Origin of the sequence: Microcoleus sp. K5-D4 (genome assembly GCF_036704575.1) — a bacterium.
In the GTDB taxonomy this organism is placed as follows: Bacteria; Cyanobacteriota; Cyanobacteriia; order Cyanobacteriales; family Microcoleaceae; genus Microcoleus.
The window spans coordinates 1-26,999 of sequence record NZ_JAUBSD010000026.1 but is presented as its reverse complement, the minus strand read 5'-3'; the positions used below and the strand labels follow the sequence as shown (position 1 = coordinate 26,999).

The window sequence follows — 26,999 nt, the reverse complement described above, 5'->3', positions numbered from 1 at the left end:
TTGGTCACTAGCCCCGCGATTCATTCCTTTGCAGGCTGAGTGACGGTGTAAACTTTCCAATTCTTTAATCTAAAATCTAAAATCTAAAATCAAATGACAGCCGACAAACCCGGATTCAGCATTAGCGCGACCGCGATTCGCCGCCACATCGGCACCCTCATGCTGACACTTGCGATTATAGTCGTGGGCATTTTCTACATCACCCAACTGCCCGTTGACTTGCTGCCCTCCATCACCTATCCCCGCATCAGCGTGCGCTTAGACGCCCCCGGAGTCTCGCCAGAAGTTGCAGTTGACGAAATTACTCGCCCCCTCGAACAAGGACTTTCCGCAACAGAAGGAGTCACGCAAGTTTTTTCCCGCACCCGCGAAGGACAAGTCAGCGTCGATTTATTCTTCAGACCGGGCGGCGATATTGACCAGGCTCTTAATGACGCTACAGCCTCCGTCAACCGCATTCGCAACCGACTTCCCGATACGGTTGAATCGCCAAATCTGTTTAAATTTGACCCTTCTCAACAGCCGGTTTACGAATTTGCCCTGACTTCAGACTCGCGACAAGGGGTAGATTTGCGGGTATTTGCCGATGAAGAATTAGCCAGGGAAATTAACGTTATTCCCGGAGTAGCTTCCGTTGACGTTTCCGGCGGGGTTCAAGAAGAAATTCAAGTTAATATTGACCTGAACCGGCTGCAAAGTTTAGGAGTTAATCTTAACGACGTTTTTAATGCTTTGCGCGATCGCAATTTAGACACTTCCGGTGGCCGGCTGCGGCAAGAATCTAACGAACCGCTGACGCGCACAATCGGTCGCTTTAAAACAGCTTCTGAAATCGCCAATCTTTCCTTTCAAGTATCCGGTTCCAACCCGCCAAAACGAGTTTACCTGCGCGATTTTGCCCAAGTCAATGACGGAACGGAAGAACAGCGAGTAAAAGTTTTTCTCAATCAAAAACCTGCCGTTAAAATTAGCATCTTGAAACAGCCGGACGCCAACACGATTACTGTTGTAGACGGAGTGAAAAATCGCATCAAAGAAATGCAGGAGTCGGGCTTAATTTCGGCGGACATGACCGTAGTTACTACCTTAGATGAATCCAGATTTATCCGCAATTCCTTAGCCGATGTGGCGAATGCGGGGGTTTCAGGGGCAGTGCTGGCTGCGATCGCAGTTTTGTTCTTTTTAGGCTCCCTGAGACAAACCCTGATTATCTCTCTGACTATTCCTCTGTGTACTCTAGCAGCCATTATTTTAATGCGGCTGTTCGGTATGTCGCTGAATTTATTTAGTTTAGGCGGTTTAGCGCTAGGAATCGGTCAGGCGATCGATACCAGCGTAGTTATTTTAGAAAATATTGTAGTCGGTCTAGACAGCAACCCTCATCTGAAAAAAGGCAACATAAAAGATCGAAAAGAACGCACGATAGAAGAGTCGGTAGAGCGGAGTGAAGAAGTAGAATCAGCAATGGTTGCCTCTACAGCGGCAAACTTAGTATCAGTGCTGCCATTTTTGCTGATCGGTGGCTTCTTTTCGCTGCTATTTAACGAATTGATTTTGACAATTAGCTTTGCAGTAGCAGCGTCTCTGCTAGTAGCTTTAACGGTAGTGCCGATGCTGACTTCTCGCTTGATGGGAATGTCTTATTCCAGCGGTATCAGTCAGTTCGGGCCGATAAAACATTTCAACCGCGGTTTTGAAAACGGCACGCGAGCCTACGGTTCAATGCTGTCAAAAGTGCTGGGTTTGCGGTTAATTATCATTGCCCTCGCTTTTGTAATTTTAGGTGGCGGCACTTGGGTGATGGTGGGACAAATTCCCCAAGAAATTTTGCCAAGAGTTAATACAAGCCAAGCCAGATTATTTGCTTCATTTCCTCCGGGTACTAACTTGGAAACAAATCAAAAAGTGATTGCTGCTGTCGATAAAATTCTACTAGAACAGCCAGAAACAGAGTACACTTTAACGACAGCGGGAGGGCTGCTGTTCGGCAACAATACGGTTGAAAATTTGCTCCGGGGAAGCAGCACAATTACGCTCAAATCTGGTACCAATACCACCGATTTTACAGAAAGAATGACTGAGGAATTGAAAAAAATTGACCTTCCTAAAGGAACTCGTCTGCGGCTAGTTCCAGAATCGATTAGGGGTTTAGTTTTAACTAATTCTCCAGTGCGAGGTGGCGAAATTGATGTCGTGGTTCAGGGGGACACTGAAGAATCATTGCAGGAAGCAGGCAGTCAGATATTAAAAGCATTAGATGAGAAGGTAAAATTAGCCCGGTTTCGGCCGGAGGCAGACCCGCCGCAGTCAGAGGTACAAATTCGTCCAGACTGGGAAAGGGCGGCTGTGTACGGGCTGACAGCCCAAGATATTGGGGAGACAATTCAGACAGCAATTGAAGGTGCTGTTCCCACTCAGTTGCAGCGGGGAAACCGATTAATAGATGTGCGGGTGCAGTTCGATCGCACTTCTGTCAAATCTATTGCTCAACTCGGACAAATTCCATTATCTGGCAGCAATAACAGCATCATCCGTTTAAGCGACGTGGCAAATATTATTCTCGGCAAAGCGCCGGCAGAAATTCAGCGTCTCAATCAGCGGCAAGTTTTCTTAGTTGTCGGAAACTTGAATAAGGGTGCAAGTCTCGGCGATGCTGTCCAGCAAGTCGATGCAGTTTTATCAGAACTCAAGTTGCCGCGAGGAGTAAGAATTGTGCCGAGTGCGGCTGCTGAAACTAATGAGCAATTGCAAACTTCTCTCAAGCTTTTGGGAGGGTTGGCGACTTTTTTAGTGTTTGTAGCGATGGCGGTGCAGTACAATTCTTTGGTTGACCCGCTGGTGATTTTGCTGACAGTGCCGCTGGCGTTGGCGGCGGGAGTATTCGGGCTTTATGTGACCAAAACTGCGATCGGTGCGACGGTGATGATCGGTGCAATTTTGCTAGTGGGAATTGTGGTGAATAACGGCATCATTATGATCGAGTTGGCGAACCAAATTCTGGAAGATGAAGGAGTCGATCGCACAACGGCAATTCTCAGGGCGGCACCTCAGCGCTTGCGGCCGATTTTGATGACAACTATTACTACAGTTTTGGGTTTGTTTCCCCTAGCTTTGGGTATTGGAGAGGGTTCGGAATTCTTACAACCTTTAGGGGTTGTGGTATTTTCTGGTTTGTCGCTGGCAACTTTGCTGACGCTGTTTATTATTCCCTGCTTCTATATTTTGCTGCACGACTTCTTTGGGATGTTTGCAGCGAAGAAGAAGCCGCAGGCGGTGGCTATTCCGCTGCAGAAAACGGCGAGAAAGACTCCGAATTTGTAAAATGTAGTGTCAGCTTTTTATGGACTTCGACGCAATCCGGCAGGGGTTTAAACCCCTGCCTCACAGCAAAAGTCGGTTAAAACCGACTGTAGATTTTGACGGAAAGTGCGATCTATTTCAGTCCTCTTTCAGAGGACTTTCGCTATGAGACAGGGAATTCATTCCCTGTCGGACTGTCGGACTTACAAACAATACCGGTACTGCATTGGATGTGAAGTTGACGCCGCAAGAATTAGTGGGTAAGGTGCGTCAGTAAACTTTTTATAACTCCCAAAAGAAATTCCCGACTGACACACCCTACAAGAATTAGTGTTTTTGACATCCCAAACTTGTATGTTACAATAATACTACATAACAACCAGGCAAAACAAACTTAAACAAAAATGCCCTACGAAAAATTAGACATATCAGCCCCAAAACCAGTATTATCTTGGGCAAATCACGCCCTGGGCGAAAAAGAAACCAAGATGACCGCAAACGTAGCATCTTTGCCCTTTGTATTCAAACACGTCGCCCTAATGCCCGACGTACATTTAGGCAAAGGTGCTTTAGTCGGTTCAGTAATTGCCACAAAAGAAGCGATTATTCCGGCTGCTGTGGGGGTTGATATTGGTTGCGGGATGGCTGCCATTAAAATGCCATTCAAGGCTGAAAAATTAGAAGGTAAACTTAAACAAATTCGCTTCGATATCGAAGCCGCAATTCCCGTGGGATTTGCGGAAAACAAGGAAGTAGAAAAAACTGTCACCAACTGGCAAGGATGGGGCGAGTTTAAGGAACTTCATCAAGGTGTGCAGCACCAAAACAATAAAGCCTTAAAACAAATGGGTTCCCTCGGTGGCGGCAATCATTTTATTGAGGTTTGCGTTGATAGTGAAAACTTTGTTTGGCTGATGCTGCATTCCGGTTCTCGCGGCATAGGAAATTTGCTCGCACAGCAGCATATCGAGACGGCTAAAGATTTAGCTAAACTGGCAGAAATTAATCTTGCTGACAAAGATTTGGCTTATTTTGTAGCGGGTACGCAGGAGTTTGCGGCTTACTGGCACGATTTGCAGTGGGCGCAAGATTATGCTCGTTTTAATCGCGATGTGATGATGAATCGGTTTAAGCGAATTGTGGAAAAGCACGTCGCGGGTGGCAAATCTGTTAAGCCGTTATTAGAGGTGAATTGCCACCACAATTACGCGGAAAAAGAGGTGCATTTTGGCGAAGATGTGTATGTGACTCGCAAAGGTGCTGTGCGCGCGGATGTAGAAGATTACGGGATTATTCCTGGTTCGATGGGGGCGAAATCTTTCATTGTTAAAGGGAAGGGAAATGCTGAGAGTTACTGTAGTTGCAGTCACGGTGCTGGCCGATTGATGTCTCGCAATCAAGCGAAGAATGTATTCACTCTCGATGATTTTGTGCGGCAGACTGAGGGGGTTGAGTGCCGGAAGGATGAGCAATTTTTAGATGAAATTCCGGGGGCTTATAAGCCGATTGATGAGGTGATGAGTCAGCAGTCGGATTTGGTGGAAATTGTGGCGACTTTGAAGCAGGTGGTTTGCGTCAAGGGGTGATGGTGAGAATTTGGAAGCTCGCCACAGCAAATTTCCTATCGTACACGCGGACAATTTTTACTGTCGGGAATTTTGGGAGAGGCAAGTTTGATTCGCATCACTGTTTTGACATCTTTTTGAGGCTGAAGTGAAGATAACAGCTTGCACAATGGGAAAAAACAGTCAGGGAGATCGGTCTTTCATTTTATGGGGCAATCGCTACTTTTGCAAGCACCGATCTCGATCAATCCTAAATAAACCAAGGAGTTCTTTCTAAAACAGGATGTAACCGAAAAAGCTCACCTTGTCTCATAAAAGCAGATGTCAAGTAAGCAATGTCCCCTGCATATTTAGTTGTAATTGGTTCACCACAGAGTGAATCAGTAGAACGCCAATTCAGCTTAGTTAAACTTAAAATCTGTGCTGCTATTGCTCTCAAATCAGGTGGAGAGTTAGGAGTACCTTGAGGATACTCAGCTCTTGCATTTATCTCAAGCATTATCGGAGTTCCAAGGGCTTTACGATAAGGGTTGTAACCTGTTGTCGAAAGGTAGATTTGATTGGGAGATGTAATTACATAGCTGCCTCGACTCAAACTCCCGTCAGTTTCAGGACGACTATCATAGAGTCTCACATTATGATGTGAATTTATCCAAATAAATGAATATTTTCCTTGTGGTCTAATTTTTCTAGCCGCTTCTAGGATTGCTCCTCTATCCTCGCGTGAAAATTTGGCAGAGTAATGAAAATAAATACTTGGTGTTTCAGATAACGCCAGCTTCTTTAAAGTTTGTTCTATCAACAAGCTAAAATACCTAATCTTTTCGCTATAGGGAAAAGTATTTATATTGCCGGAGTAAAACTGCCATTTACCATACTGATCAAACACATTTGCGTATCCCATTAGCCGATCGAAGTTACCTCGACTGCTCTGTGTATAGGAAAGACCAATGAAGAAGTCAGCATCAGGTATTGCTCCTGGTAGTACCCAAGGAGTAACACCGCATTTTGAAACTATATTCAAAGATAAATTAAGATCCTTCCAATCAGGGTTGAGAAGTGTAGGGGTATCGAGCATCTGACAAGGAATCCCCTTCTCAAGCAAGAACCTTTTAACGGTATAGTACGGAGAGCGTTCATCATCAACTGCATAACTTCCTTCAGGAATGTGAATAAGAAATATCCGCTCAAGGCTTGGAGACCCAATCCATTCTGGATGTTCGTGAAGTAATCTTTTACATTCGGCTAGAGTATCCTCAATTGAGACGGGCGTCACAATAGAAGAGTAAGTGAATCGTGTCCCAAAAGTACGTTCTGAACCCCGATATTTATACTTTCCTGTTTTCAGACGCTCAATAATAGCAGCCATATTACTGCGTAAATCCGAGCTACAAACAGGTACAATTTCAACTATTTTTTCAAAATTACCATAAGCTCCAAACTTTGTAATACCATCACGAATATCTTTGGATTCGCGATGACGGCTAAATTCAACATCTGGCTCAGGCACACTGCGAACTTGAAAGCCATTAAAAAATTCGCTTTGCCTGTGTAAGGGCCTTGGCTCAGGTTGAAGGTTGCACCAAAATCCATTAACTTTCAATGGAAATATCTCCTCAGCAATATCGGTAGCTGTTTTTTGAGTTTTTTCGGCACGAACTCTTGAAGAGCTTGGCTCCAGAGCTAAGCTATGTTGTTTTATTGCTCTAGAGAGATCAAATCTAATTCTGTGTTCGCTGAGTAAAAGTTCGATTTGTGACCTTGACAAATTTGGAATTACTTTATTACTGGAAACCTGAATTTCTTGCTTGAAATCGAATAGATACACATTAGCCCATTCGGAATCGAGAGAAGTAATTTTGCCCAGTTCCCAACCATTCCATCTGACAACTGCTGATTTGCCAATTAATTCATTGGTAGAAAAGAAAGCAAGACAATCTTTAGCGGTCTTAAGATTTTTGACTTCTAATGTATAATCAATACACAAATAATAACTTCCTAAATATTGACGTAGTTGAAATGTATATGCTGGATACAATCTTACTAATTCATCAACTGAGGATGATAGGGAAATATTTATTCCTTGTCGGTGAGCTATTAATTTACTAAATTTAGAACTGTCTATAAACCAACCGTGACTTGAAAGCGCATCTTTCAAACCATTCATAATATCTATATATCGATTGGATAACTCATCAATACTAAGAGTTTCGTTACTCTCAGATACAAAAGTCAAGGGGAATAAATTTGCAAATTCAGTAGATTCAGATATAGCAGCTAATCGAAAAGTAGCTTCTCTATCTTTAGCGTTGTTGAATAAAACAACTGTTGTCTGAGACTCGCCGATCCTATATATGGGTGCTGGCAAGCCTAGGAGTTTCATCTCGTCACGCATACGCCTAGTTCCTTCACTGAGTGCTCTAACAAATTCAGCCCCACGCTCATCACGCATCATCTTTAGCCACTCTATAAGTTGCGGATTGCGTGGGGAAGAATTGAGTCGCATATTTTCCAGAGAAAATTCTGCAGGTACATCGCCATCTCTTTGCTGAATTTTTCCTGAATTGCGTACAACAAAAGCATTTTTATAAGACTCACATTCTATTGGCAATCCAATGGCATATTCACGGTGAGCCACAGCGTTAACGATCGCTTCATCGACGCTAATCAAAGGATATTCTGGCTCCTCGATAAAACCACCCTCAGCTTTTCTTCTTTGGTAAAGCTTGAAGAATCCTGATTCTTTAAAAAAAGTTCTGAGGTCGCGAATTTGTTTTGTGATTGGTCCTGTAAATTTTCTGTCAAATGTTGGCAAGCCTCGATTATCTCTATTTTCCACATCCGTTTCAAACCTAAGTAAACGAATAAATGAGGCAGGCAGATATCTCTGAGGATTGGATGCAAAAAAAAGTAAACCTGCGTTCGTAAAGGTATATCCTTCGCCATCTCTATTGATTGCACCAACCTGGTACAGTAACTCTTCATCGTTGTAGTCATAAGAAGAGTCCACTAAGAATACTTTACGAAATTCTTGAAAAGCTGCTCGATCCAAATCTCTAGAATCATAGGGGCAACAATCTGCTTGCTCGTACTCTATGACTTTTTTATCTCGCCGCAACTGTTCAAGCTGTGCCTGGTTAAGACAAATGTTTTGTGAACCTTGCCTGACCCATGCACGAGGGTGATTTCCCACTGTTTGGCAAATTCGCCGTGATGTGTAAGGGATATAGACTAGACAGATCGAGTCTTGTCTGCCAGAATCATTGAGGCATTCAAAGAATTGCGCTTGAGCTGCCTGATCGGATAACAACGAGTTAAAACCAGTCAATCTGCTTCTCTGGTCATCTGATAAGTGGCTAATTCCTTTAACTTCACCTTGTGAGGAAATACCAATAACCAATAAACTTCCAGATTTGTTTTTATTGGCGAATGCAGATATGCACTCAGCTACTTGGTCCAGAACGCCATCTAGTTGTTTTTTCTCAACGCAACCATTGGACCCGATTCTTCCAGCTTCTTTGCGATCGAATAACTGACCTTCAAAGTCTTTATCGACTGAGGCTGTTAGAAAATCCCAGTATTTGCTGGGATTTTGAAAAACTTCTCTGGGGTCAGGCATTTTTCTGCTATAGGGTTCCTAGTCATTTCCAAAGCCAAGGTTGGCTCTAGGTCCAGTATAGCGATTTGTTGATTTAATAGAACTGATTTCTCTTCCTGCCACCCGTGACTCAGGCAGCATAGCCTATTTGTAGAGGGAAAAAATCAATTACTTATTTGTGAAATCAGAGAGGGAAATGAAGCACTCTAAATTTCCCCCTCTTGACAAACGCTTTGTTTTCTGAAGCTTTTTCTCTAACAGACCATCTGTCTCGACTCAATTTCTAGCAAGCGCAGCAGTGTTTCGTCGCCCTTGGCCTTGGCTGCTTGCTTTCTACGATCGAGAATATTGCAAATATTCGCCTGGTGCACTTGCGCCACTTCCACAACTGTGGGGTAATATTCCACTGTCGCTGAGGTGCGCGCTGCTGCGGCATCCCGATCGCCAGCTTGAGCATCTCGCTTTTTGGTATTGTTGGTGCCACCGTATTTTTTGGGGTTGGGAATGTGTCTCGGATACCGATAGTTCCAGTTTTGGCCCCGGTATTTGCCCGCCACTTCGCCTTCGACCATATCAACTGTAGGAATGTCGTACTCGTAGTTTGAACCGCGATAAGTCAGTTTCATATTTTTTGATCCTTATATTTATGAAGATAAAAAGGGCAGTCAGGTCAGGGTTGGTTTTTTTGGCTAAAACTTTTTTAGTTTCTGTATTCAATTATACTGTTCTTTGAGATGAATCCGTTTTATTTACAAAAATTAATATTTTGAGGGGGAGACGGCAACAAAAAACCCGCCGGAGCGGGTTTAATCGAGTTTTTGACTAATTCGAGCAGCACCCGGAGCGAAACTGCTTCGGTTCCGAAGAACTAGCCAACTGTCACCTGATCGGTTTGCACGCCTGCGGCACCTTCTTCAGCAGAGGCGATCGCCACCAACTTGTCGAGAATTTCCTGACTGGGAACTTGACCTTTGAGAACAACCGTGCCGCTGAGCTGAGCCACATAAACAGTCTCGATATCAGCAACTTCTGGATCGGCGTCAAAAGCTAAAGCAACCCGCTTCGCAAGGCCGCTTTCGTCAAAATTTCCGTCTGGGCCGACTTTAGCAGGAGCGATGGATTGCGCTTGGGCAGCTTGCTGTACTACTTGTGCCATCGGTTCAGCCTGGGGTGCAGGCTTTTCGAGTCCGAACAGTCTTTTAAACCAACCCATAGTATTTGAGTCTCCTGAAAATACACTTTTTCCAAGATAGCTCTAGAATTCCAAAAGACTCGTAATTGTTGCAAAACTCAGCGAAATTTATCAAAATGTTTTTCGGCAGACTTTCACAATCTCAAATCTCCCCTGATATCTAGATGTTGATTTGGCTATTTTATGTATCTGACGCTCGCTACGCCTTGGATTGCAGACCAGTAGTTGAAATAGTTCCCACTTTTACCTTGAAAAACCTGCACAGCGCGCCGGAATACATTCCCGGTTTGTTTAACTACTGGGGACATCTCGTGCGGGTCATCGAACTGTGTTCACTGATGCAGGGGACGCTAACCCGCGCTTAATTGGTGTAGTCCTCCATAAGTAGTGATGCAATTTGATGTAAGCCGCTGTGTGCAGATGAAAGGCAAAAATCACTACTTATTTACCAATTCCCCATTCCCAATTCCCAATTCCCAATTACTACTCACCAATTTCCAATTCCCAACTACTACTCACCAATTCCCAATTATAGATAATTAAATCTAATTCTTAACTTTTTAGATAATATTGTTCTGCTTCCGACCAATTCAGTTTAAGCAACGAATCATCTCCCCATGTCAGCTTGAGACTCGGCTTAATTGCTGTCACGCCCAAAGCACTAATAATCTGGGCTGCTACAGCTTTCGCCAATAGCGGTGGTACAGAATTTCCGACTTGGCGAAAACCGTGCCATTTTGTGACGTGAAATCTAAACCAGTCAGGATACGAATGCAGTCGCGCAGCTTCTCTGACTGTAATGCACCGAGGGGCGATCGGGTGAATCGGCCTCGGCGAAGTATAAGCCCCCCTCGCCCTGTCGGTTCCGGCCCTGAGAGTGTTGCAAACTCCCTCGGGATGCAGCTTGTAAAAACGGCTGATCGGCTCTTTTTCGCCGTGTTTGGCCGCATGGAACCTTTCCATACATTCCTGAGAATGTTTAGTTCGCAAACTACAAGAGAGGATTTGTCGATCGTACTCGCGATCGTAGGAATAATCATCATCCAAACCATCAATTCCGCGCATTATACTCGCATAAGTGCTGCACTTTCCGTACTCCGCCCTGACCCAATCTCGGTGCAGCAACTCGCTGTACTTTTCCACTTCCGGCAAATCTCCAATCGCATCCCAAACTGTCGGGACAGCAGGTAAATTAATTTTTTTATAGCGTTTAGGAATTTTAATTTTAGGCAATATAGTAGTTTGCTGAGGGTATTTGGGTAGCTCATAACCTGCTTTGCACCCAATCAGAAACAAGCGTTTGCGAGCTTGCGGCACTCCATAGTGAACAGCGTTGAGAACTTGATAGTTTTCTTCGACTTTATAGCCGGCTTCCAGAAAAGAGGTAATTAAAATATTCAGGAGTTCTTTGTGTTCTCCTGATGCAATTCCCGGCACATTTTCCATTACAAAAAACTTGGGCTTTAGCTCCAAAACTAAGCGTTTAAAGTGAAAAATTAGAGAATTTCGCGGGTCGTCCACATCGCGCTTGCCCATCATCGAGAATCCTTGACAGGGCGAACCGCTGATTACTACGTCTATCTCGCGCCGCCCGATCGCCGATTTTTTCCTAATTTCCGAACCCGTAAGCTGTGCGACATCTTTGCACAGAATAGAACACAGCGGGAAATTAAACTGGTGTGTGGCGCAGTGAATTGGGTCAATTTCGACTGAGGCAAGTACATCAAAACCTGCTTGTTCAAAACCCAGGGTCATGCCGCCCGCGCCTGCAAATAAATCAACAGCGATCGGTCGCTTTTTCCGATTGCTTGGCATAACATTTCAATAACAAAGTTGCTTTAATAGAAATTAAGGAAATCAACCGCGTTTCTGGTAATATATCGTAGGTTTGTCCACGATCCAGCCACAAATAAACCGGGTTTATACATAACCTTTCAAGACGAAAAATGCTTTAAGAAGCTGTATTTAATTTAACATTTTTCATGATTTCCACAGCGGCCCGATCGCACACACCCACATCTCCGAGACTTTCCCGCATTTCCCGATAACCTGCCAAAGTTTGCTGGCGTCGATCGGCATTTTGCAGCAATTCCAGTGCGTGATTCACTATATTTTCCGCAGTAGCGTCGTCTTGCAGTAACTCCGGGACGATCGGCTTCATTTGCACCAAATTGGGCGGAGACATAAAAGGAATCGAAAATTTCAGGACGTGGCGAAAAATCCAAGCCGTAATTGGACTGACGCGATAGAGGACAACTTGCGGAACATCCAGCAAAGCCAACTCCAGATTAACAGTACCAGATTTAGTAATCGCCAGATCGGCAGCAGCCAAGATTTCCAGAGTTTGATTTTCTAACAAAGTAGCCCGCAAACCGTAATTCTCGATCGCCTGTTCGATTTTGCTGCGAAAAGCTTTGTTAGCAAGCGGAATCCAAAAATGAACTTCCGGCAATTTAGCTTGAATAATTTGAGCAGCCTCAAATATAACCGGCATCAGGTACTTGAGTTCTTGGTGTCTGGAAGCGGGAATTAGAGCGATCGAGACCTGTTCCGGCTCAATTCCCAAAGTTTTGCGGGCAACTTCCCGGCTGGGCGCAGATTGCATTCTATCCACCAAAGGATGACCAACCCAACTCACTTGGGCTCCTTTTTTTTGATAATAACTAGCTTCCTCTGGGAAAATTGCCAAAAGTTGGTCGCAAATATTGACAATCAGATCAGTATTGCGAGGAGAAATTGACCAAACCCATTCTTGAGGTGCGATGTACCAAACCACCGGCAAATCAGGCAAACAGCGCCGGATGTAGCTGCCAATACCGAGATTTGGAGTCAAATAATCAATCAATACAACAGCATCGGGGCGAAAGTTTTTGAGATATTGTTTAGCTTTTTGCTGAACTTTGATCGTGGGCCAAATATACGGCACTGATTCTATCAGACCCATAGAACCAATGCCCACAGTATCGCCTAAAATTGTAGCCCCAGCTTCCGCCATACGAGGGCCGCCCAATCCGGTTATTTCTAACTCCAAACCGGCGGCGACAGCATGACGTTTTAAGGCTGCCACTAACAAAGATCCTTGCAAATCGCCAGAAACCTCACCAGTGCTGATAAAAATTTTCATATTCTGACTTTATACAGGTGAGATGTTTGCTAATAACTCGGTAACACCATCATATTGATCGGGCATATTAGCACAGCTTAGCAGTAATTCTAAGTCCAGATCGGGAAGGAATGTACTTCGGGCCATCTCCTGATAATTTTCACCTGTTAAGTAATAGAGAGATAACTGACTATTTTGCCAAAACCAGACTTCCCGAACGCCCAATCTTTTGTAGAATTCTAGAGTATTTATCCCGCCACTGGTAATTACCACTTCAATAGCAATATCTGGGACTATTTTTTGCGTTCCTATATCATAAGAATCATCTGGCTCTTTTCTACCGCCTAATTCTCTGTTACCTAGAGTCGGGCCGCCCTTGCCGTAAAATCGAAGCCCCTTTGCTCTCATATATGCCTCTACCAGCATACAGAGAGTTTTCTTGATTATTTCGTGTTCGGGCGAGACAGTCATAATTTGCAGTAGTCGATCGAGATAGAAAAATTTCACACCTCGAAAATCTTTAAAAGCTGCTTCTATAGCTTCAAATTGCTCCCAACTAACATCTGAGAACCTGATGCAGCCATCTGGTTCTGTTTCAGGGGATGTAGATTTGACTGAAGTATATACATTCATAGGGCAACAGTCGCTTAGTTCATAGGTTTATTCTACCTGATTCACTTTTTTCCAGGAATCAAACCGCGCCGCCCTTTGGTTATAGACTGCTGCACAAATCTCTGCAGGTGCTGCAAGTGGGGGTTTTCTGGCAACAAATCCAACTGTTCCAAAGCTTGATTGAGAGTGTAGCCCGAATGGTATAGAATACGAAAAGTTTTCTTCAAAACTAGCAAATCTTCTGGTGTAAAACCAGCGCGTTCGAGACCTATTTTGTTGATTGCTCGCACTCTCGAAGGATTCCCCTCGACTAGCATATAAGGAGGTACGTCTCGATCGATCCTGCTCAAGCCGCCAACCATAGACAAGCGGCCGATGTGGACAAACTGGTGAACGCCCAAAACACCGCTCAAGCGGGCTTGAGACTCGATTTTAACGTGTCCGGCTAAGGCTACAGCATTTGCGATAATTACTCGATCGGCGATCGCGCAATTGTGTCCCACATGAACATAAGCCATCAATAGATTATGATTGCCAATTGTCGTGCTTTCTCCGGCTCCTGTAGCGCGGTTAATTGTCACGTATTCCCGAATGAGATTGTTGTCGCCAATTTTCACCCTAGTCAGAGAACCCTCGTATTTCAAATCTTGAGGTTCCAAACCAATCGCCGCACCGGGGAAAATTTGATTGCGAGCGCCTATTTCTGTTAGCCCGTCTATAATTGCATGGGCGCCAATCTTAGTATCCGGCCCGATTTTCACTCTTTCCCCAATTACAGCATAAGCTCCCACTTCTACAGTTGGGTGAAGTTCAGCGCGGGGATGAATCACAGCAGTTGGGTGAATCAAAGTAAGCATTTGTCAGTTGTTTTGCTGGTAAGTGGGAAGGAAGTTTGGCAACGCGCAGTGTAACGGATTAAACGAATGGATGTTGACGGAAGAAGGAAGGAAGAGGGAAGAAGGAAGAGGGAAGAAGGATATTTTAAAATTTTAAGATTGCTTCATTCCGAGGAAGGCTTCGCGGTTTTAATTTAAATTAAAAATTCAACACTTAAAACTACCCGCAAGCACTCACCAATTCCCAAATTAATCTACCATCGAAAAAGTCAATTCTCCTTCACAAACTTTTTGTCCGTCAACTTCAGCCAGAGCCTGCATTTTTGCAAAGCGGCGGCGTTTTACCCACAGCAATTCTACAGTCATCAGCAACTGATCGCCTGGTACAACCTGACGACGGAACTTGACTTGATCAATTCCGGTAAACATCCACAATCCTTGCTTGATGTCGGGCAACTGAGCCAGAACAATACCGCCAACTTGAGCCATCGCTTCGACAATTAATACTCCCGGCATAATCGGCCGTCCGGGAAAATGCCCTTGAAAATGCGGTTCGTTAAAAGTCACATTTTTAATTCCTACAGCCTTCTCGGACGGCACGTAATCAACAATCTTGTCAACCAGTGCAAAAGGATAGCGATGAGGTAATAATTTCTGAACTTCTTCGAGAGTAAAAGTAGATTTAACCGCTGGAGAATCTTCACCGTTTTTGGTGGGTACGGATTCAGAATTAGCAGTATTGAGGGTGTTAACTTCAGTCAGCGTAGACATTGCTTGAAGACTTTTGAGTGTGGTATTGCAGAAGGCAGAAGGAAGAAGGAAGATGCAATCTTAACAGAAGATCACTTGTTTTTTCCTAACTTTTATCTAGGGTAGCTAGAGCTTCCGATTTCAGGGCTTGGGCGAGTTGGACGTGCAGGTTGTGACTGGCTTTGTAAGCCAAGTAGTGAGCTTTTGGCCAAGTTCCGAGCAGACTGAGGTCGCCTGCTAGATCTAGGATTTTATGGCGCACTGGTTCGTTGGCAAATCTCAAAGGCGGGTTGAGCCAGCCGGATCGATCGCAAACTAGGGCGTTCTCTAGGGTACCACCTTTGATCAAACCTGCTTGTCGCAATTGGTCAACTTGGCGAGCAAGTCCAAAAGTGCGGGCTGGGGCGATCGCGCTAGCAAAACTTTCTGCCTCTGGCGACCAACTGTACCATTGATTGCCGATCGCCTGTTCCTCAAAATCAATTCCGTAACTAAACCGAGTTTCCGCTGACGGTAAAGCTGCTGCAAAGGCATCCCCGTGGCGCACCCAAATTGGCTGTTCTAGGACGAAGGAGGAAGTGGGGTCTTGCTTCGATTCTTGAGGAACTAAGCCGGTATGGGCGATCGCCTCTACCCAAACCAGAGCCGAACCGTCCAGCAGCGGCACTTCCGGCCCCTCAACCTCAATTCGAGCATTATCCGCCCCCATCGCGGCCAAAGCGGCTAATAAATGCTCTACAGTGCGAATTTGAGCATCGATACCTGCCAGTTCAGTTGAAAGTGCAGTCTGACAAACCGCCTCAATTTTTGCAGGAATTCTCGGAGCACCGGGCAAGTCTATTCTGACAAAATAGCGGCCTTCCCCAACCTCTGCAGGCAAAACTCGGACGCGAGTTTGTTCGCCGCTGTGCAAACCGATTCCCGACAGTTCAAATTCAGATTTTAAGGTACGTTGAGTCATTAGTTATTGGGAATTGGGGATGGGGCATGGGGCATGGGGAATTGGGTCTCGGTAATTGGTTATTGGTAATTGGTTATTGGGCATCGGTAATTGGTTATTGGTTATTGGTTATTAGTTATTAGTTATTAGTTAATTACTACCAATTACCAATTCTAAATGTCCAATGCCCAAGACTTCGACTACGCTCAGTACGAGTGTCCAATGCCCAATTTCCCATGCCCCATGCCCAATGCCCAATTCCCAATGCCCAATTCCCAATTAGAATCGCTCACCAATCCCAAAGTGAATTCGATTGTCGCCAGTGTCGTTGATACCGTAATCGATCCGGATCGGCCCTAAAGGAGATTGAATCCGCACGCCGAGGCCGTAACCGTAACCGCTACCGGGCTTTCCGCGGATACCGGCAGGGTCGCCCGGGACCTCTTCGCCCGTGCCCAAGTCGGTGCCAGCATCCAAAAATAGCGCTCCGCCGATAAACGAAATAATCGGGAAACGGTACTCAACGCTGGCTTCTAGGAAGCTGCGACCTGCTCCCATGTCGCCTTCGTCGTATCCGCGCACCGAGTTCGCGCCCCCCAAGGCAAAGGCTTCGTAGGGAGGCAAATCTCCGAAGACGGTGCCGCCTCTAAAACTGAATGCCAGGGTTTGAGGGCCGGGGGTAAAGTTAGTGTACTTGACTGGTAGGTACAAGCTGTAGCTGGCCCGCAGGCGGTTTAACAGGATGCTGCCGGAACCTACAGGAATCGATTGTTCCATCCCAAACCTGAGCAGCGAACCGCTAGTGGGGCGGAGGGGGTCGTTGCGCCGATCGCGCACAACACCTGCTTGCAAAGTTGTCAAGTCGTCGGAGCCCGAATCGCTAAAACTCAACAGGTTGCCGAGTTCGTCCTCGGACTCGCGCCTGCCTTTGCGATCGGTAATTGAGACTCGCTGGTACTGCAAGCCGACTGAAGCTGTCCACTCAGGATCTGCAAAAGGATTGCGCGACAGGGGACGGGTGAAATTGATGCCGGCACCGGTGCGGACGACGCGGGGTCGATCGTCGTTCGGCAATCTGACTTCCCGTTCCCCGCCGTCAAAAATCACGCTGATCGATCGTCTTCTAAACGCATTAATCGTATAAGAAGTCCGGTAAGGATCGCCCGCAATCCAGGGGTCGGTAAAACTCAGGTCAAACAACGTTTGGCGTTCCCCGATTTGTACTTCAGCCCCCAATTTCTGGTTCCTACCTCTCAAGTTTTGCTGCTGGTAACTCAGCGTACCGAACAAACCCGTAGCGGAACTCAAACCCGCACCCGCCGCCAGAGAACCGGTATTTTTCTCAATGACGTTGACAATTACCCTTGCCTTGCGGGGGTCAGTCGTTCCCGGTTCCAAGGCAAGTCGCACGTCTTCAAAAATTCCCAAACCAAACACCCGTCTCAAATCCCTTTCCGCCTTGGTGCGGTTAAAGATGTCTCCGGGCTTGAGTTCTACTTCGCGGGTGATGACAAACTGACGTGTGTTGCCTCCGATCGGCTGACCCGTGGCATCCGTTGACTCTCCCTCCTTGTTCAGGAAGCGGACATCAACGGATTCGATCTGGCCTTCTGCCACTACCAGGGTGACAGTGCCGTCGTCTGCTACTTGCGGGGCATCAGTGATTTGGCCCAAAACATAGCCGTTGTCTTGATACCACGCATTAATTTTTTTCACTCCCTCTTCAAAGCGGCGGAGGTTGAGAATTTTGCCGTATTGATCGCGGAAGCTTTCGTCAATTACGCTTTGGGGCAGCACTTGCTGACCGGTGATTGTCACTCCCCGCAGCACCGGATTTGGCTGCACAATAAAAGTCACCCGGACGCCCAACGGGGTGTCTTCCGGTACTGCCCGCACGTTTCTGAAAAAGCCCGTGGCAAAAATGGCGTTAATGTCTTGTTGCAGTTGGCTGCGGTTGGTCGTGCGTCCTGGTTGGGTGCTGATGACTCGGTAAATTTCGCTTTCCAGGTCGTCCGTCGCCCCGGTGACTGTAACTTCTGCAACTAGCACTTGCGGTTCTGCCGCCCCGGCGGGTGCGGGGGTTTGTCTGGGCTGCGGTGCTGGGCCAGGGGGTAATGGGGGAACGGTGTCAGCCGGCGGTCTGGTCGGGTCCGGTCTGGGGGTAACTTGGGCGTTTTGAGCGATCGTCCCTGGTTCCTCTGGTTTCCCTAGCTCTGCTGCGATCCAGGCGGGCGTTACAGCCGCTTCCGATGGGGGGAGCGAGCTGTCTTGTTGCGCGTCTGGCAGGGCGTTTTGGCTGCTAGAGGCGGGGGAGGGGTTGGATGCTAGCTCGGGTTTGATTTCAAGGCTCAGAGGTGAAACCGGGGAGGGGGTGTCTCTGACTCGGTTTGGGGGATCATCGCGGTCGTCCTCTCCTCTGGCAGGGGCCTCCGCTATTTTTAGGGCTTCGGCTTTGCTGGTTTTAGCGGCTTTGCGGTTTTGAGGAGGGTTTTGGGTTAATTCTGGAATGGGGCGATCGGGTAATTCGATCGACGGGGCGGGCGGAAGGGCAGCCACAGCTTCCTCTGCTGATTCAGAGTAGGATGTTTGGCCACTTGCCGAATTTGATAACCCGAATGTTGCTGAGGCAGTAAAAACTGCCACCAATACAGCAGATAAACGCATTTTTGTTCACTTTTTTGGGCAATCCACACACCACATTAGTCATTATTCATTAGTCATTAGTCATTAGTTATATAAGTCGGTGGAATTTCGCGCTGACCGCTAATTGATGACTGTTGACCGCTGATTGCTGACATCGAAAACAGAAGGGTGACAAACTGTGCAATTCTAGCGCATTACCAAGGCCTCTAGACTTTCTGAGCGAGAACGCGTTGGAGAACTTGCTGGTAAGCGGTTTCTACCGATCCTAAGTCGCGGCGGAATCGGTCTTTGTCCATAACACGGGCGTCGGGGTCGGCTTCTGCGTTGTCCCAGAGGCGGCAGGTGTCGGGACTGATTTCGTCGGCGAGGATCAGATTTTGATGTTGGTCGATCCCGAATTCTAGTTTGAAGTCTACCAGGGTGATGCCACACTGGCTGAAAAATTCTTTGAGTATTTCGTTAATTTCGCGGGCGGCGATTTCTAGTTGGTCTACTTGTTCGGGGGTGGCTAACTGCATTAGCAGCAGCCTGTCGCGGGTCAGCAGCGGGTCTCCCAAATCGTCGTTTTTGTAATAAAACTCCACCAGCGGCGGATTGACTATTGTGCCGAGGGCGAGTCCGGTCTGCTTGCAAAGACTGCCGGCGGCAATGTTTCTGACTACGACTTCCAAGGGCAAGATTTGGACGCGACAGACTCGCATTTGGTTGGGGGCCGGCGTGTCGATGAAGTGGGTGGGAATGCCTTTGGCTTCTAGCATCCGAAACAGGTGGGCGGATACGGCGCAGTTGATTTCGCCTTTGCCGACGATGCTGCCGCGTTTCTGGGCGTTAAAGGCTGTGGCGTCGTCTTTGAAGTGGGTCAGCAAAATTTCGCTGTCTTCGGTGGAGTAGAGGATTTTGGCTTTGCCTTCGTAGAGTTTGCGATCGGCTGACATGGCGATTAATAATGTAGATGAGTTTTAGATTTTACCGTAGCTCGATCGGGCGTTATTGGCGAGTTTTTGGATCTCGGCTGCGCCACTCAGAGCATGAGGGGCGAGTACACCTGCAGGTAGATCCCGCGAGCGGCCCAACCATAAATGATTCTTGACAAACGACAATAGAGATTAAACCTGCTGGGTTCGCGATCCGTGCTGACTAAACCTTACCAACGAGACGGGCGCTTAAAAAACATCTATAAAATGGCTGATTTATGCAAGACAAAAAAATTCATATTCTTTTGGTAGAAGATGATGAGGTTGATGTGATGAACGTCCGGCGAGCTTTCAAAAAAAATAACATCGTCAACCCCCTCTACATTGCTGCCAATGGATTAGAAGCTCTAGCTATATTACGTGGAGAAGCAAAAATAGATCCTCCCATGCCTCAAGCGCGCCGGTTGATTTTGCTGGACTTGAATATGCCGAGAATGAGCGGGATCGAGTTTTTGCAAGAATTGCGACTGGATGAATGTTTGAGGTCGATTCCAGTAATCGTCCTCACAACTTCTAATGAAGATAGAGATAAAGTAAAAGCTTATAATTTGAATGTAGCGGGTTATATTCTTAAACCCGTTACTTTTTCTAACTTTGTGGAAGTGATGGCTACCCTCAACAGATACTGGATGCTAAGCGAAATTCCCTAAAATTGGGAAAATTTAATAAAAAATTTATTTTTTGATCGGGCTTGGTGATTTTTCAGCGCTGCCGTTATTTTAATTCCTTTTTCCAGACTGCAGCTTTTTCGGAGTAATCCACAATTCGGTTGTTATGGACAAAATTCTCACAATTCTGATAGTTGATGACGATGCAGTCGATCGAATGGCGATCAAACGTTCGCTCAAGTCCGCTGGTGTTTCGGCAGAAGTTACTGAAGCAGAAGACTGCGCGGATGCCCTGGCCCAACTCTCGGTCAGCAAAAATTCTATGCAGGCTACCACGAAACTCTCCAAACCAAATAAATCTCAACCTTTAAGCGAGGTTGAGGAGACCGAAAAAGGGCTGCTATTAAATCAAATATTTGAGTGCAAATTTGACTGCGTATTGCTCGACTACGGATTGCCGGACGGTGACGGACTGAGTTTAGTAAAATATCTACGAGAAGCTGGGCTGAAAGTTCCCTTAATTGTGCTCACAGGTCAAGGCGACGAACAAATTGCTGTGGAATTAATGAAGGCAGGAGCTTCTGATTATATCGCTAAAAACAAGCTTTCTCCCAAAAGTTTGTCTCGCAGTTTATCCAATGCGATGCGCGTTTACCGCGCCGAATTTCAGGCGTTTCATACCAGTCAAAAGCTCAAGGAAAGTGAGGAACGATACAGGTTAGTTTTAGAGGGAGTGAACGACGGAATTTGGGATTGGGATTTAAGTAAAAATGAGGTTTATTGGAACGATCGCCTTTTGGAAATTATCGGTTTGTCGCGAAAGCAATTTGGCAGGACTATGGACGCTCTATACAACCGCCTGCACCCCGATGACAAGGAGGGAATTGTCGCGGCGATCGCCGCTCACTTGGAACAAGAAATAGACTATAATGTAGAATTTCGGCTGCTACACTCGAACGGTGTTTACCGCTACTGTACTTCTCAGGGAAAAGCTCAGCGGAATTCCCAAGGAAAACCGCTGCGAATGGCAGGCATGATTAGCGACATTACTGAGCGAAAACAGGCGGAAGACGCTCTGGAAAGGGAACGGCAGCAACTGAGACAAATTATTACTTGCGTGCCTGTAGCAATGGCGATGTTCGATACACAAATGCGCTATATGGCTAACTCTAAAAAATGGGTTAGTCAATTTAATTTAAACTTGCCGTCTCTGAATAATTTTAGCCATTACGAATTGTTTCCAGATACACCGAATCGCTGGAAAGTAATGTACCAAGAAGTGCTCAAAGGCAAGGTAGTTTCTGTGAGCGAAGATGCCTGGGAACGAGCCGACGGATCGGTTCTGTACCTGCGGTGGGCTGCTCACCCTTGGTACGATCCAGACGAGAAAGTCGGGGGAATAGTGATGGTTGCCGACAAGATTAATGAGTTGGTGGAAGCGCGGGAAACTGCCTTAGAAGCTAGCCGGGTGAAGTCGCAATTCTTGGCGAACATGAGTCACGAAATTCGCACTCCGATGAATGGGGTTTTGGCAATGGCTCAATTGCTGCTGCGCGCTCCTCTAGAACAGAAACAGCGGGACTGTGCTCAGACGATTTACCGCAGTGCTGAGCATTTGCTGAATGTTATTAATGATATCCTCGATTTCTCTAAAATTGAAGCGGGAGAAATGCGACTGGAAAAGGCTAATTTTGATTTGGATAGTTGCGTTGAGTCGGTGATAGAAATCATAGCGCATTTGGCCGAAGAAAAAGGTATTGAATTGAATATTTTAGTTGACAGCTCAGTGCCGAGAAAGTTGGTGGGCGATTTGGGCAGATTGAAGCAAGTTTTGCTGAATTTGACGGGTAATGCGATAAAATTTACCGATCGCGGTCAAGTTCTAGTTCACGTAACTGTGAAACAGGGCAACAGACGGGCCGACGGTAGACAAGAAGCAAGATTGCTATTTTCGGTGCGGGATACTGGCATTGGAATTTCGGTCCAAGGGCAAACAAAGCTGTTCCAATCTTTTTCTCAGGTAGACGATTCTCCTACTAGGCCTTACGGCGGGACGGGTTTGGGTTTGGCTATTTGTAAGCAGTTAGTGGAGATGATGTCCGGCGAGATTGGAGTTCGCAGTTTGCTAGGCAGCGGTTCGACTTTTTGGTTTACGGTACCTTTGGAAAAACAGTTGCCAGTGGAGCCTCAAGATCCCGAACTTGCGGGCAAGAAGCTGTTAGTAGTCTCTGGAAGTGCTTTGAGGAGGGCAGCGGTGCGATCAATCGCTCAAAGTAGGGGTGCGCGCTGCGACGAGGCAGAAACTGCTGCTGAGGCTTTTAGTTGGTTTAAAAATGCCCAAGGCAGGATTTCTCAGAATTCGGGAGAGGGTGGAAAAAGCTGGGATGTGGTGCTTGTGGACTTGCAAATGCCGGAGTTGGATGCAGAGGAATTTGCTAGGAAAGTGCGATCGACCTCGACAGTTGGGTCGTTAATCGCCATGACTGGTTTGCGAGAACAGCCGAAGGCTGAATCGCTTTGCAGTCGGGGTTTTAACGGATATTTGATCGAGCCGGTGCGACCAAGCCGCCTGCTTGAGGCTTTGCAGGCGCCGGTGAAGGGAACGGGCGAGTTTGGGAGAGTGGAGGCTGCTAATACTTGCAAGTTGCCGCCAGTTAATTCTCAATATGTTACTCCGAATTCGCTGTCATCGCTGAGAATTTTGGTGGCGGAAGACCACCCGATCAATCAACAAGTTCTTGTCGAACAGTTGGCAGTTTTAGGCTATCAGGCTGACTGCGTGGTCAACGGTCAAGAAGCGCTGGATTTGCTGGCAAAAAAAAGCTATGATTTAGTGCTGATGGACTGTCAAATGCCGGTACTTGATGGTTACAAAACGGCGCAAAAGTTGAGGCAAATCGAAGGAAGTGATCGGCATACTTTTGTGATGGCTTTAACTGCTCATGCTATGCCGGGGGAACGAGAAAAGTGTCTGGCGGCGGGGATGGACGATTATCTCAGCAAACCTGTAGATTTAGATGCTTTGGCGGCGGCCCTGAAAAAGTATGAAGCCCTAAACGTTCAGGGTGAAAATAAGTATGGAGTTAAAAGTATAAATTCGGAAAATAAATCTCACTTAGCAACAAATTATACAGAAGTTATGGAAAAAGCGCAGGTTGTAGCTCTGCCGACACCAAGGGCGATCGCACTTCAAACTTGGGAACATAGAGACTACGACGGACTGTTCGACAAGAGCAGATTGGAGCAACTCGGACGAGTCAATATTAAATTGCCAGAGCGACTTTTGCAAGCTTTTGTGGCAGACGCTCAAGCTGATATCGCTGCGGCCAAACTAGCCGTAGAAGCTAAAGATTGGCAAGCTGTGGAATATCAAGCCCACCGTCTCAAAGGAACTTCTGCTAATGTGGGAGTTGCTCTGATGTCGGATTTGGCCGCACAATTGGAGCATCAAGCGCGATGCTTTCAATCTGAAACACCAGAGGTGGAATTGTTAAATATTGAGAGGATTGAGAACATATTAGTGAGTTTGTCCAGTCATTTAGCCCTGGTTCAAGAATTTGTGGAAACTCGAATTTTGGGTTAATATCTTACTCGCTCGTAGTCAATCGTAGTCGGCGATAAAAATCGCCATTACAAAAACGAAGTCCCTCTCTAAGAGACTAAGAAATAAAGCGGTACGGTACGGAGTGTGCATCATACATATAGAAATTATAGGTAAATTTTGTTGGTTTCTTCACTCCCTGTCCTCTGCGTTCTCTGCGGTTAATTAAAAAAATAATTAATTTAGCTATGAATTACGATACCAGTACAAACAATATCTTAGAGATCAATTCATTAGAAAATAATGAAGAAATGCTTACGCCTTTGAGGGTTTTTGCTCAGGAAGTTTTATTGTATGAAAACAAGGCGGTTGGTGAGCAAAGATCGGTAAATGCTGTGCCGTCTCCCCCCGAAGAAATCAATAATTTTTGTGTTGAGAATCTCCTAGCAAAAGTGGCTCGCTGCTGTCGGGAAAGCAAGGTTGGAAAAAAATTACCGACCGCTTTTTACGTTCACGTTTCGGCTTTGCAGACACTCAACCCTGTCCTCAAAATCTACGAAAATTGTGCCAGACGCACTCTGGAAAATATTGATGAAGCAACTTTAGTTAAAATTTCACTCCATCAACCTAAAATATCTTATCTTTTTTACCCAGATTTCGATACAGATGCTCATCCTGGTTTGCAAACCAGCATCCAGATTAATCTCGCAACTGGGGAAGTTAAATATTTCGATTACAGCAACAGCGAAAATCCCCCTGTTTTGCACCGTAAGGAAACTTTTGTAGCAGCAGATTATCCCCATTACGAAAAGTTTTCGAGGCTGACTCGCTGCGAGGAAAAGTGGGGGCTGCTTGACAATACTAGCGTTATCGGCACTCGCGAGGGTTGGCTCAAATATTTGGGATATTGCGGTGTGGAAATCCAAGATCATACTGTTGTCGAACGTTTGAAACAGGAGAATAGTGAGCTATCAATTCCTAAGATTGAGCGGCACAAAGCTGCAATGGTACGCAATTCGCTTTCTAAACCTCTGCGTCTGGTTTTAGAAGCAGATTTAGCGAGGGACGGGGCTACTTTTTTTGATTACGGTTGCGGTTACGGCGGGGATATTAAATATATTGCACAAGAGGGTTATGCTATTTCTGGTTGGGACCCATACTATCAGCCGGATACTCCGCGAATTTGTGCTGATATTGTGAATATTGGTTACGTGATTAATGTCATTGAATCTTTGGCGGAACGCCGAGAAGCTTTGCTGAATGCTTGGGAATTAACTAAGAATTTATTAGTTGTAGCAGCTCAGGTTTTGATTGACGATCGCCAACAAGGTCAAATTGTTTACGGGGATGGGGTGATTACTTCTCGGAATACTTTTCAGAAGTATTACGAACAAGAAGAGTTGAAGGTTTATATCGACCAAGTTTTGAGTGTGGATGCAATTCCTGTTGCTTTGGGGATTTATTTTGTGTTTCGGGATGCTGCGGAGGGTGAAGGTTTTCGTGCTTCTCGGTTTCGATCGCACTTATCGACTCCCAGAGTGCGATCGCAAGTTAAGCGGTTTGAGGATTATGCGGAAATGCTGGCTCCTTTGATGGCTTTTGTGAGCGATCGGGGCCGCCTTCCAGTTAAAGGCGAATTAGCCGAAGAATCACCAATTAAGGAGGAATTTCACAGTTTTAATCGCGCTTGGAGGGTGATTTTGCAAGCAACGGATGCGGATGATTGGGAGAAAATCGCCGACAAGCGCCGCCAGGATTTGCTGGTGTATCTGGCTCTGATCGGTTTGGGCGATCGGCCTTCAATGCGCCGACTCCCAGCTCAAATCCGCAACGACATCAAAGGTTTGTTCGACAATTATCAAAAAGCTTGCACTTTGGCTGATTTAATGCTGTACAGTTTGGGCAAAGCTGATATTGTTGCGGATTGCTGCGAAGATAGTGCGATCGGCTACAAACAGCCCGGTACTCTTTCAGTTCACGTCTCTGCATTAGAAGAACTAGACCCTTTGCTCAGGCTTTACGAAGGCTGCGCCAACCGCACAATTGGCAGACTTGACGGCGCGACAATCATCAAATTTTACGCTCGCAAACCTCAGATTTCCTATTTATTTTATCCCGATTTTGACACGAACCCGCATCCCGCCCTTCACACTTCTATGCACATAGATTTGCGCGACCTTTCTGTCAGTTATCAAGACTATTCTGATGTGTACAACCCGCCAATTTTATTGAGAAAAGAAGCTTTTGTTACTGCTAGTTATCCCCATTACGACAAGTTTGCGAAACTCACCCGCCAAGAAGAGAAGTTAGGGATTCTCGATCGTGGCGCAGTTAAGAAACATCGGGAATGGGTGAAGTGTTTGGAGGAAAACTGCGTTAAAATTAAGGATCATAAGTTGTTTTGGCGATCGAATGCTGACCCAGAAAAGTTGAAAATGCTGCAAAAAGCTGCCTCGGAACGTCAGCAGAAAAAGATTGAGGTAAATGGGGGAAAGATTGAACAAACCGTAGAGGGTACAGAGAGCACAAAGGATGGAAAAAAGGTTCAGATTGAAGCAGTTGAGGATGGTACTGTTACGATCGAAACCTTGAATTAGAGAGGGGCGATCGGGTAAGGCTCGGTCTAACAATGCTCAGGTATAAAAGAGAGATTCGGAGGTTTTTTCATGAAAATAATTTGGGAAAGGATTGATAATTGGCTGGCAGCCAATGCACCTCAAGTGCTGAAAAGTCTCAGACCGGGCGCTACTGATGAGGAGATCGATCGAGCAGAAGCATTCTTTGGTGTAGAGTTTCCCGAAGATTTCAAGCTGTCTTACCGCGTGCATAACGGTCAGGATGAAGAATCTTATTCCCTGTTCCCCAACTTGGAGTTCCTCTCTCTCCAAAGCGCGATCGAAATATCTGAAAAATGGCAGGATTGTTCAGACGATAATTTTAGGTGCGATCGTGACAACATTTTTGAAGGAATCTGGAACGGTTGGTGGAACCAGAATTGGATTCCATTTACAATGGAAAGCAATGGTGCTTGCAACTGCGTAGATTTAGCTCCAGCAGCAGGCGGAAATTTTGGACAAGTCATTATTGTAGAGTGGCAGGAGGCTACCCGATGGCTTATTGCACCTAATTTTCGAGTTTATCTGGAGACCTTTGCAGATGCACTAGAACGAAGAGAATATTGGTTTTCTGAGAATGGTTATGGGTTAGTCGATCTAGTTGACTTTGAAATACTCGATCGCGCAGTTGATACTGATCGATACGGGAGCGTGTCACTTTTGTGATGAGTAAAAATACTTAAGCAGCTTTTCGTGATTTACCAATTAAGCCGTTTAAGTAA

General features: G+C 46.0%; 18 protein-coding genes. 7 read left to right on the top strand and 11 right to left on the bottom strand.

From position 1 onward, the window contains the following. The first annotated feature begins 93 nt into the window (after positions 1-93). Entirely contained in the window at positions 94-3,321 is a 3,228-nt protein-coding gene (locus tag QUA77_RS10960) for an efflux RND transporter permease subunit (RefSeq protein ID WP_333450139.1), read from the top strand. 383 nt (positions 3,322-3,704) lie between these two features. Further along, positions 3,705-4,886, top strand: coding sequence for an RtcB family protein (locus tag QUA77_RS10955; protein WP_333450138.1), 1,182 nt, complete (start codon positions 3,705-3,707; stop codon positions 4,884-4,886). 229 nt (positions 4,887-5,115) lie between these two features. Here the strand turns inward: QUA77_RS10955 and QUA77_RS10950 are convergent, their stop codons facing one another. The 3 genes from QUA77_RS10950 to QUA77_RS10940 all read right to left on the bottom strand — a co-directional run bounded on the left by QUA77_RS10950 (position 5,116) and on the right by QUA77_RS10940 (position 9,676). Beyond that, entirely contained in the window at positions 5,116-8,484 is a 3,369-nt protein-coding gene (locus QUA77_RS10950; protein ID WP_333450137.1) for an RNA-binding domain-containing protein, read from the bottom strand. A 233-nt stretch (positions 8,485-8,717) separates the two neighbouring features. Beyond that, entirely contained in the window at positions 8,718-9,089 is a 372-nt protein-coding gene (locus QUA77_RS10945; RefSeq protein ID WP_333184346.1) for a DUF4278 domain-containing protein, read from the bottom strand. 242 nt (positions 9,090-9,331) lie between these two features. Next, complete coding sequence (locus tag QUA77_RS10940) at positions 9,332-9,676, bottom strand: BON domain-containing protein (protein ID WP_333041213.1); 345 nt, start codon at positions 9,674-9,676, stop codon at positions 9,332-9,334. A gap of 143 nt (positions 9,677-9,819) precedes the next feature. On the opposite strand from QUA77_RS10940, the gene QUA77_RS10935 reads away from it, so the two are divergent. Further along, positions 9,820-10,020 carry a chemotaxis protein CheW gene (locus QUA77_RS10935; RefSeq protein WP_333450136.1) on the top strand — a complete coding sequence of 67 codons (201 nt, stop codon included), beginning with the start codon at positions 9,820-9,822 and terminating at the stop codon, positions 10,018-10,020. 187 nt (positions 10,021-10,207) lie between these two features. On the opposite strand, the gene QUA77_RS10930 is transcribed toward QUA77_RS10935, so the two are convergent. The 8 genes from QUA77_RS10930 to purC all read right to left on the bottom strand — a co-directional run bounded on the left by QUA77_RS10930 (position 10,208) and on the right by purC (position 19,474). Continuing rightward, a complete protein-coding gene (locus QUA77_RS10930) occupies positions 10,208-11,470 on the bottom strand; it encodes a DNA cytosine methyltransferase (protein ID WP_333450135.1) in 1,263 nt (420 codons plus the stop codon). A 136-nt stretch (positions 11,471-11,606) separates the two neighbouring features. Beyond that, positions 11,607-12,779, bottom strand: coding sequence for a lipid-A-disaccharide synthase (gene lpxB / locus QUA77_RS10925; protein WP_333041216.1), 1,173 nt, complete (start codon positions 12,777-12,779; stop codon positions 11,607-11,609). Between the two features lie 9 nt (positions 12,780-12,788). Next, positions 12,789-13,391: a Uma2 family endonuclease gene (locus tag QUA77_RS10920; protein WP_333450134.1), complete on the bottom strand. Its 603-nt coding sequence runs from the start codon at positions 13,389-13,391 to the stop codon at positions 12,789-12,791. 41 nt (positions 13,392-13,432) lie between these two features. Beyond that, a complete protein-coding gene (gene lpxA / locus QUA77_RS10915) occupies positions 13,433-14,227 on the bottom strand; it encodes an acyl-ACP--UDP-N-acetylglucosamine O-acyltransferase (RefSeq protein ID WP_333041218.1) in 795 nt (264 codons plus the stop codon). Positions 14,228-14,455: 228 nt separating this feature from the next. Next, complete coding sequence (fabZ, locus tag QUA77_RS10910; protein ID WP_333041219.1) at positions 14,456-14,977, bottom strand: 3-hydroxyacyl-ACP dehydratase FabZ; 522 nt, start codon at positions 14,975-14,977, stop codon at positions 14,456-14,458. 85 nt (positions 14,978-15,062) lie between these two features. Continuing rightward, positions 15,063-15,917 carry a UDP-3-O-acyl-N-acetylglucosamine deacetylase gene (gene lpxC, locus QUA77_RS10905; protein ID WP_333184362.1) on the bottom strand — a complete coding sequence of 285 codons (855 nt, stop codon included), beginning with the start codon at positions 15,915-15,917 and terminating at the stop codon, positions 15,063-15,065. 258 nt (positions 15,918-16,175) lie between these two features. Then, entirely contained in the window at positions 16,176-18,560 is a 2,385-nt protein-coding gene (locus QUA77_RS10900) for a BamA/TamA family outer membrane protein (protein WP_333450133.1), read from the bottom strand. Positions 18,561-18,745: 185 nt separating this feature from the next. Then, positions 18,746-19,474 carry a phosphoribosylaminoimidazolesuccinocarboxamide synthase gene (gene purC, locus QUA77_RS10895; protein WP_333041222.1) on the bottom strand — a complete coding sequence of 243 codons (729 nt, stop codon included), beginning with the start codon at positions 19,472-19,474 and terminating at the stop codon, positions 18,746-18,748. Positions 19,475-19,731: 257 nt separating this feature from the next. Here purC and QUA77_RS10890 point away from each other — a divergent pair, with 257 nt between their 5' ends. From QUA77_RS10890 to QUA77_RS10875, 4 genes are all read left to right on the top strand, one after another. Further along, positions 19,732-20,163 (top strand): response regulator, encoded by a 432-nt coding sequence (locus tag QUA77_RS10890; RefSeq protein ID WP_333041223.1) that lies wholly within the window; start codon positions 19,732-19,734, stop codon positions 20,161-20,163. A 124-nt stretch (positions 20,164-20,287) separates the two neighbouring features. Beyond that, complete coding sequence (locus QUA77_RS10885) at positions 20,288-23,704, top strand: response regulator (protein WP_333450132.1); 3,417 nt, start codon at positions 20,288-20,290, stop codon at positions 23,702-23,704. A 206-nt stretch (positions 23,705-23,910) separates the two neighbouring features. Next, on the top strand, positions 23,911-26,259 hold the full coding sequence (locus QUA77_RS10880) for a DNA phosphorothioation-associated putative methyltransferase (RefSeq protein ID WP_333450131.1): 2,349 nt from the start codon (positions 23,911-23,913) through the stop codon (positions 26,257-26,259). A gap of 69 nt (positions 26,260-26,328) precedes the next feature. Continuing rightward, positions 26,329-26,943, top strand: a complete 615-nt coding sequence (locus QUA77_RS10875) for an SMI1/KNR4 family protein (RefSeq protein WP_333450130.1) — start codon at positions 26,329-26,331, stop codon at positions 26,941-26,943. The last annotated feature ends 56 nt before the right edge of the window (positions 26,944-26,999 follow it).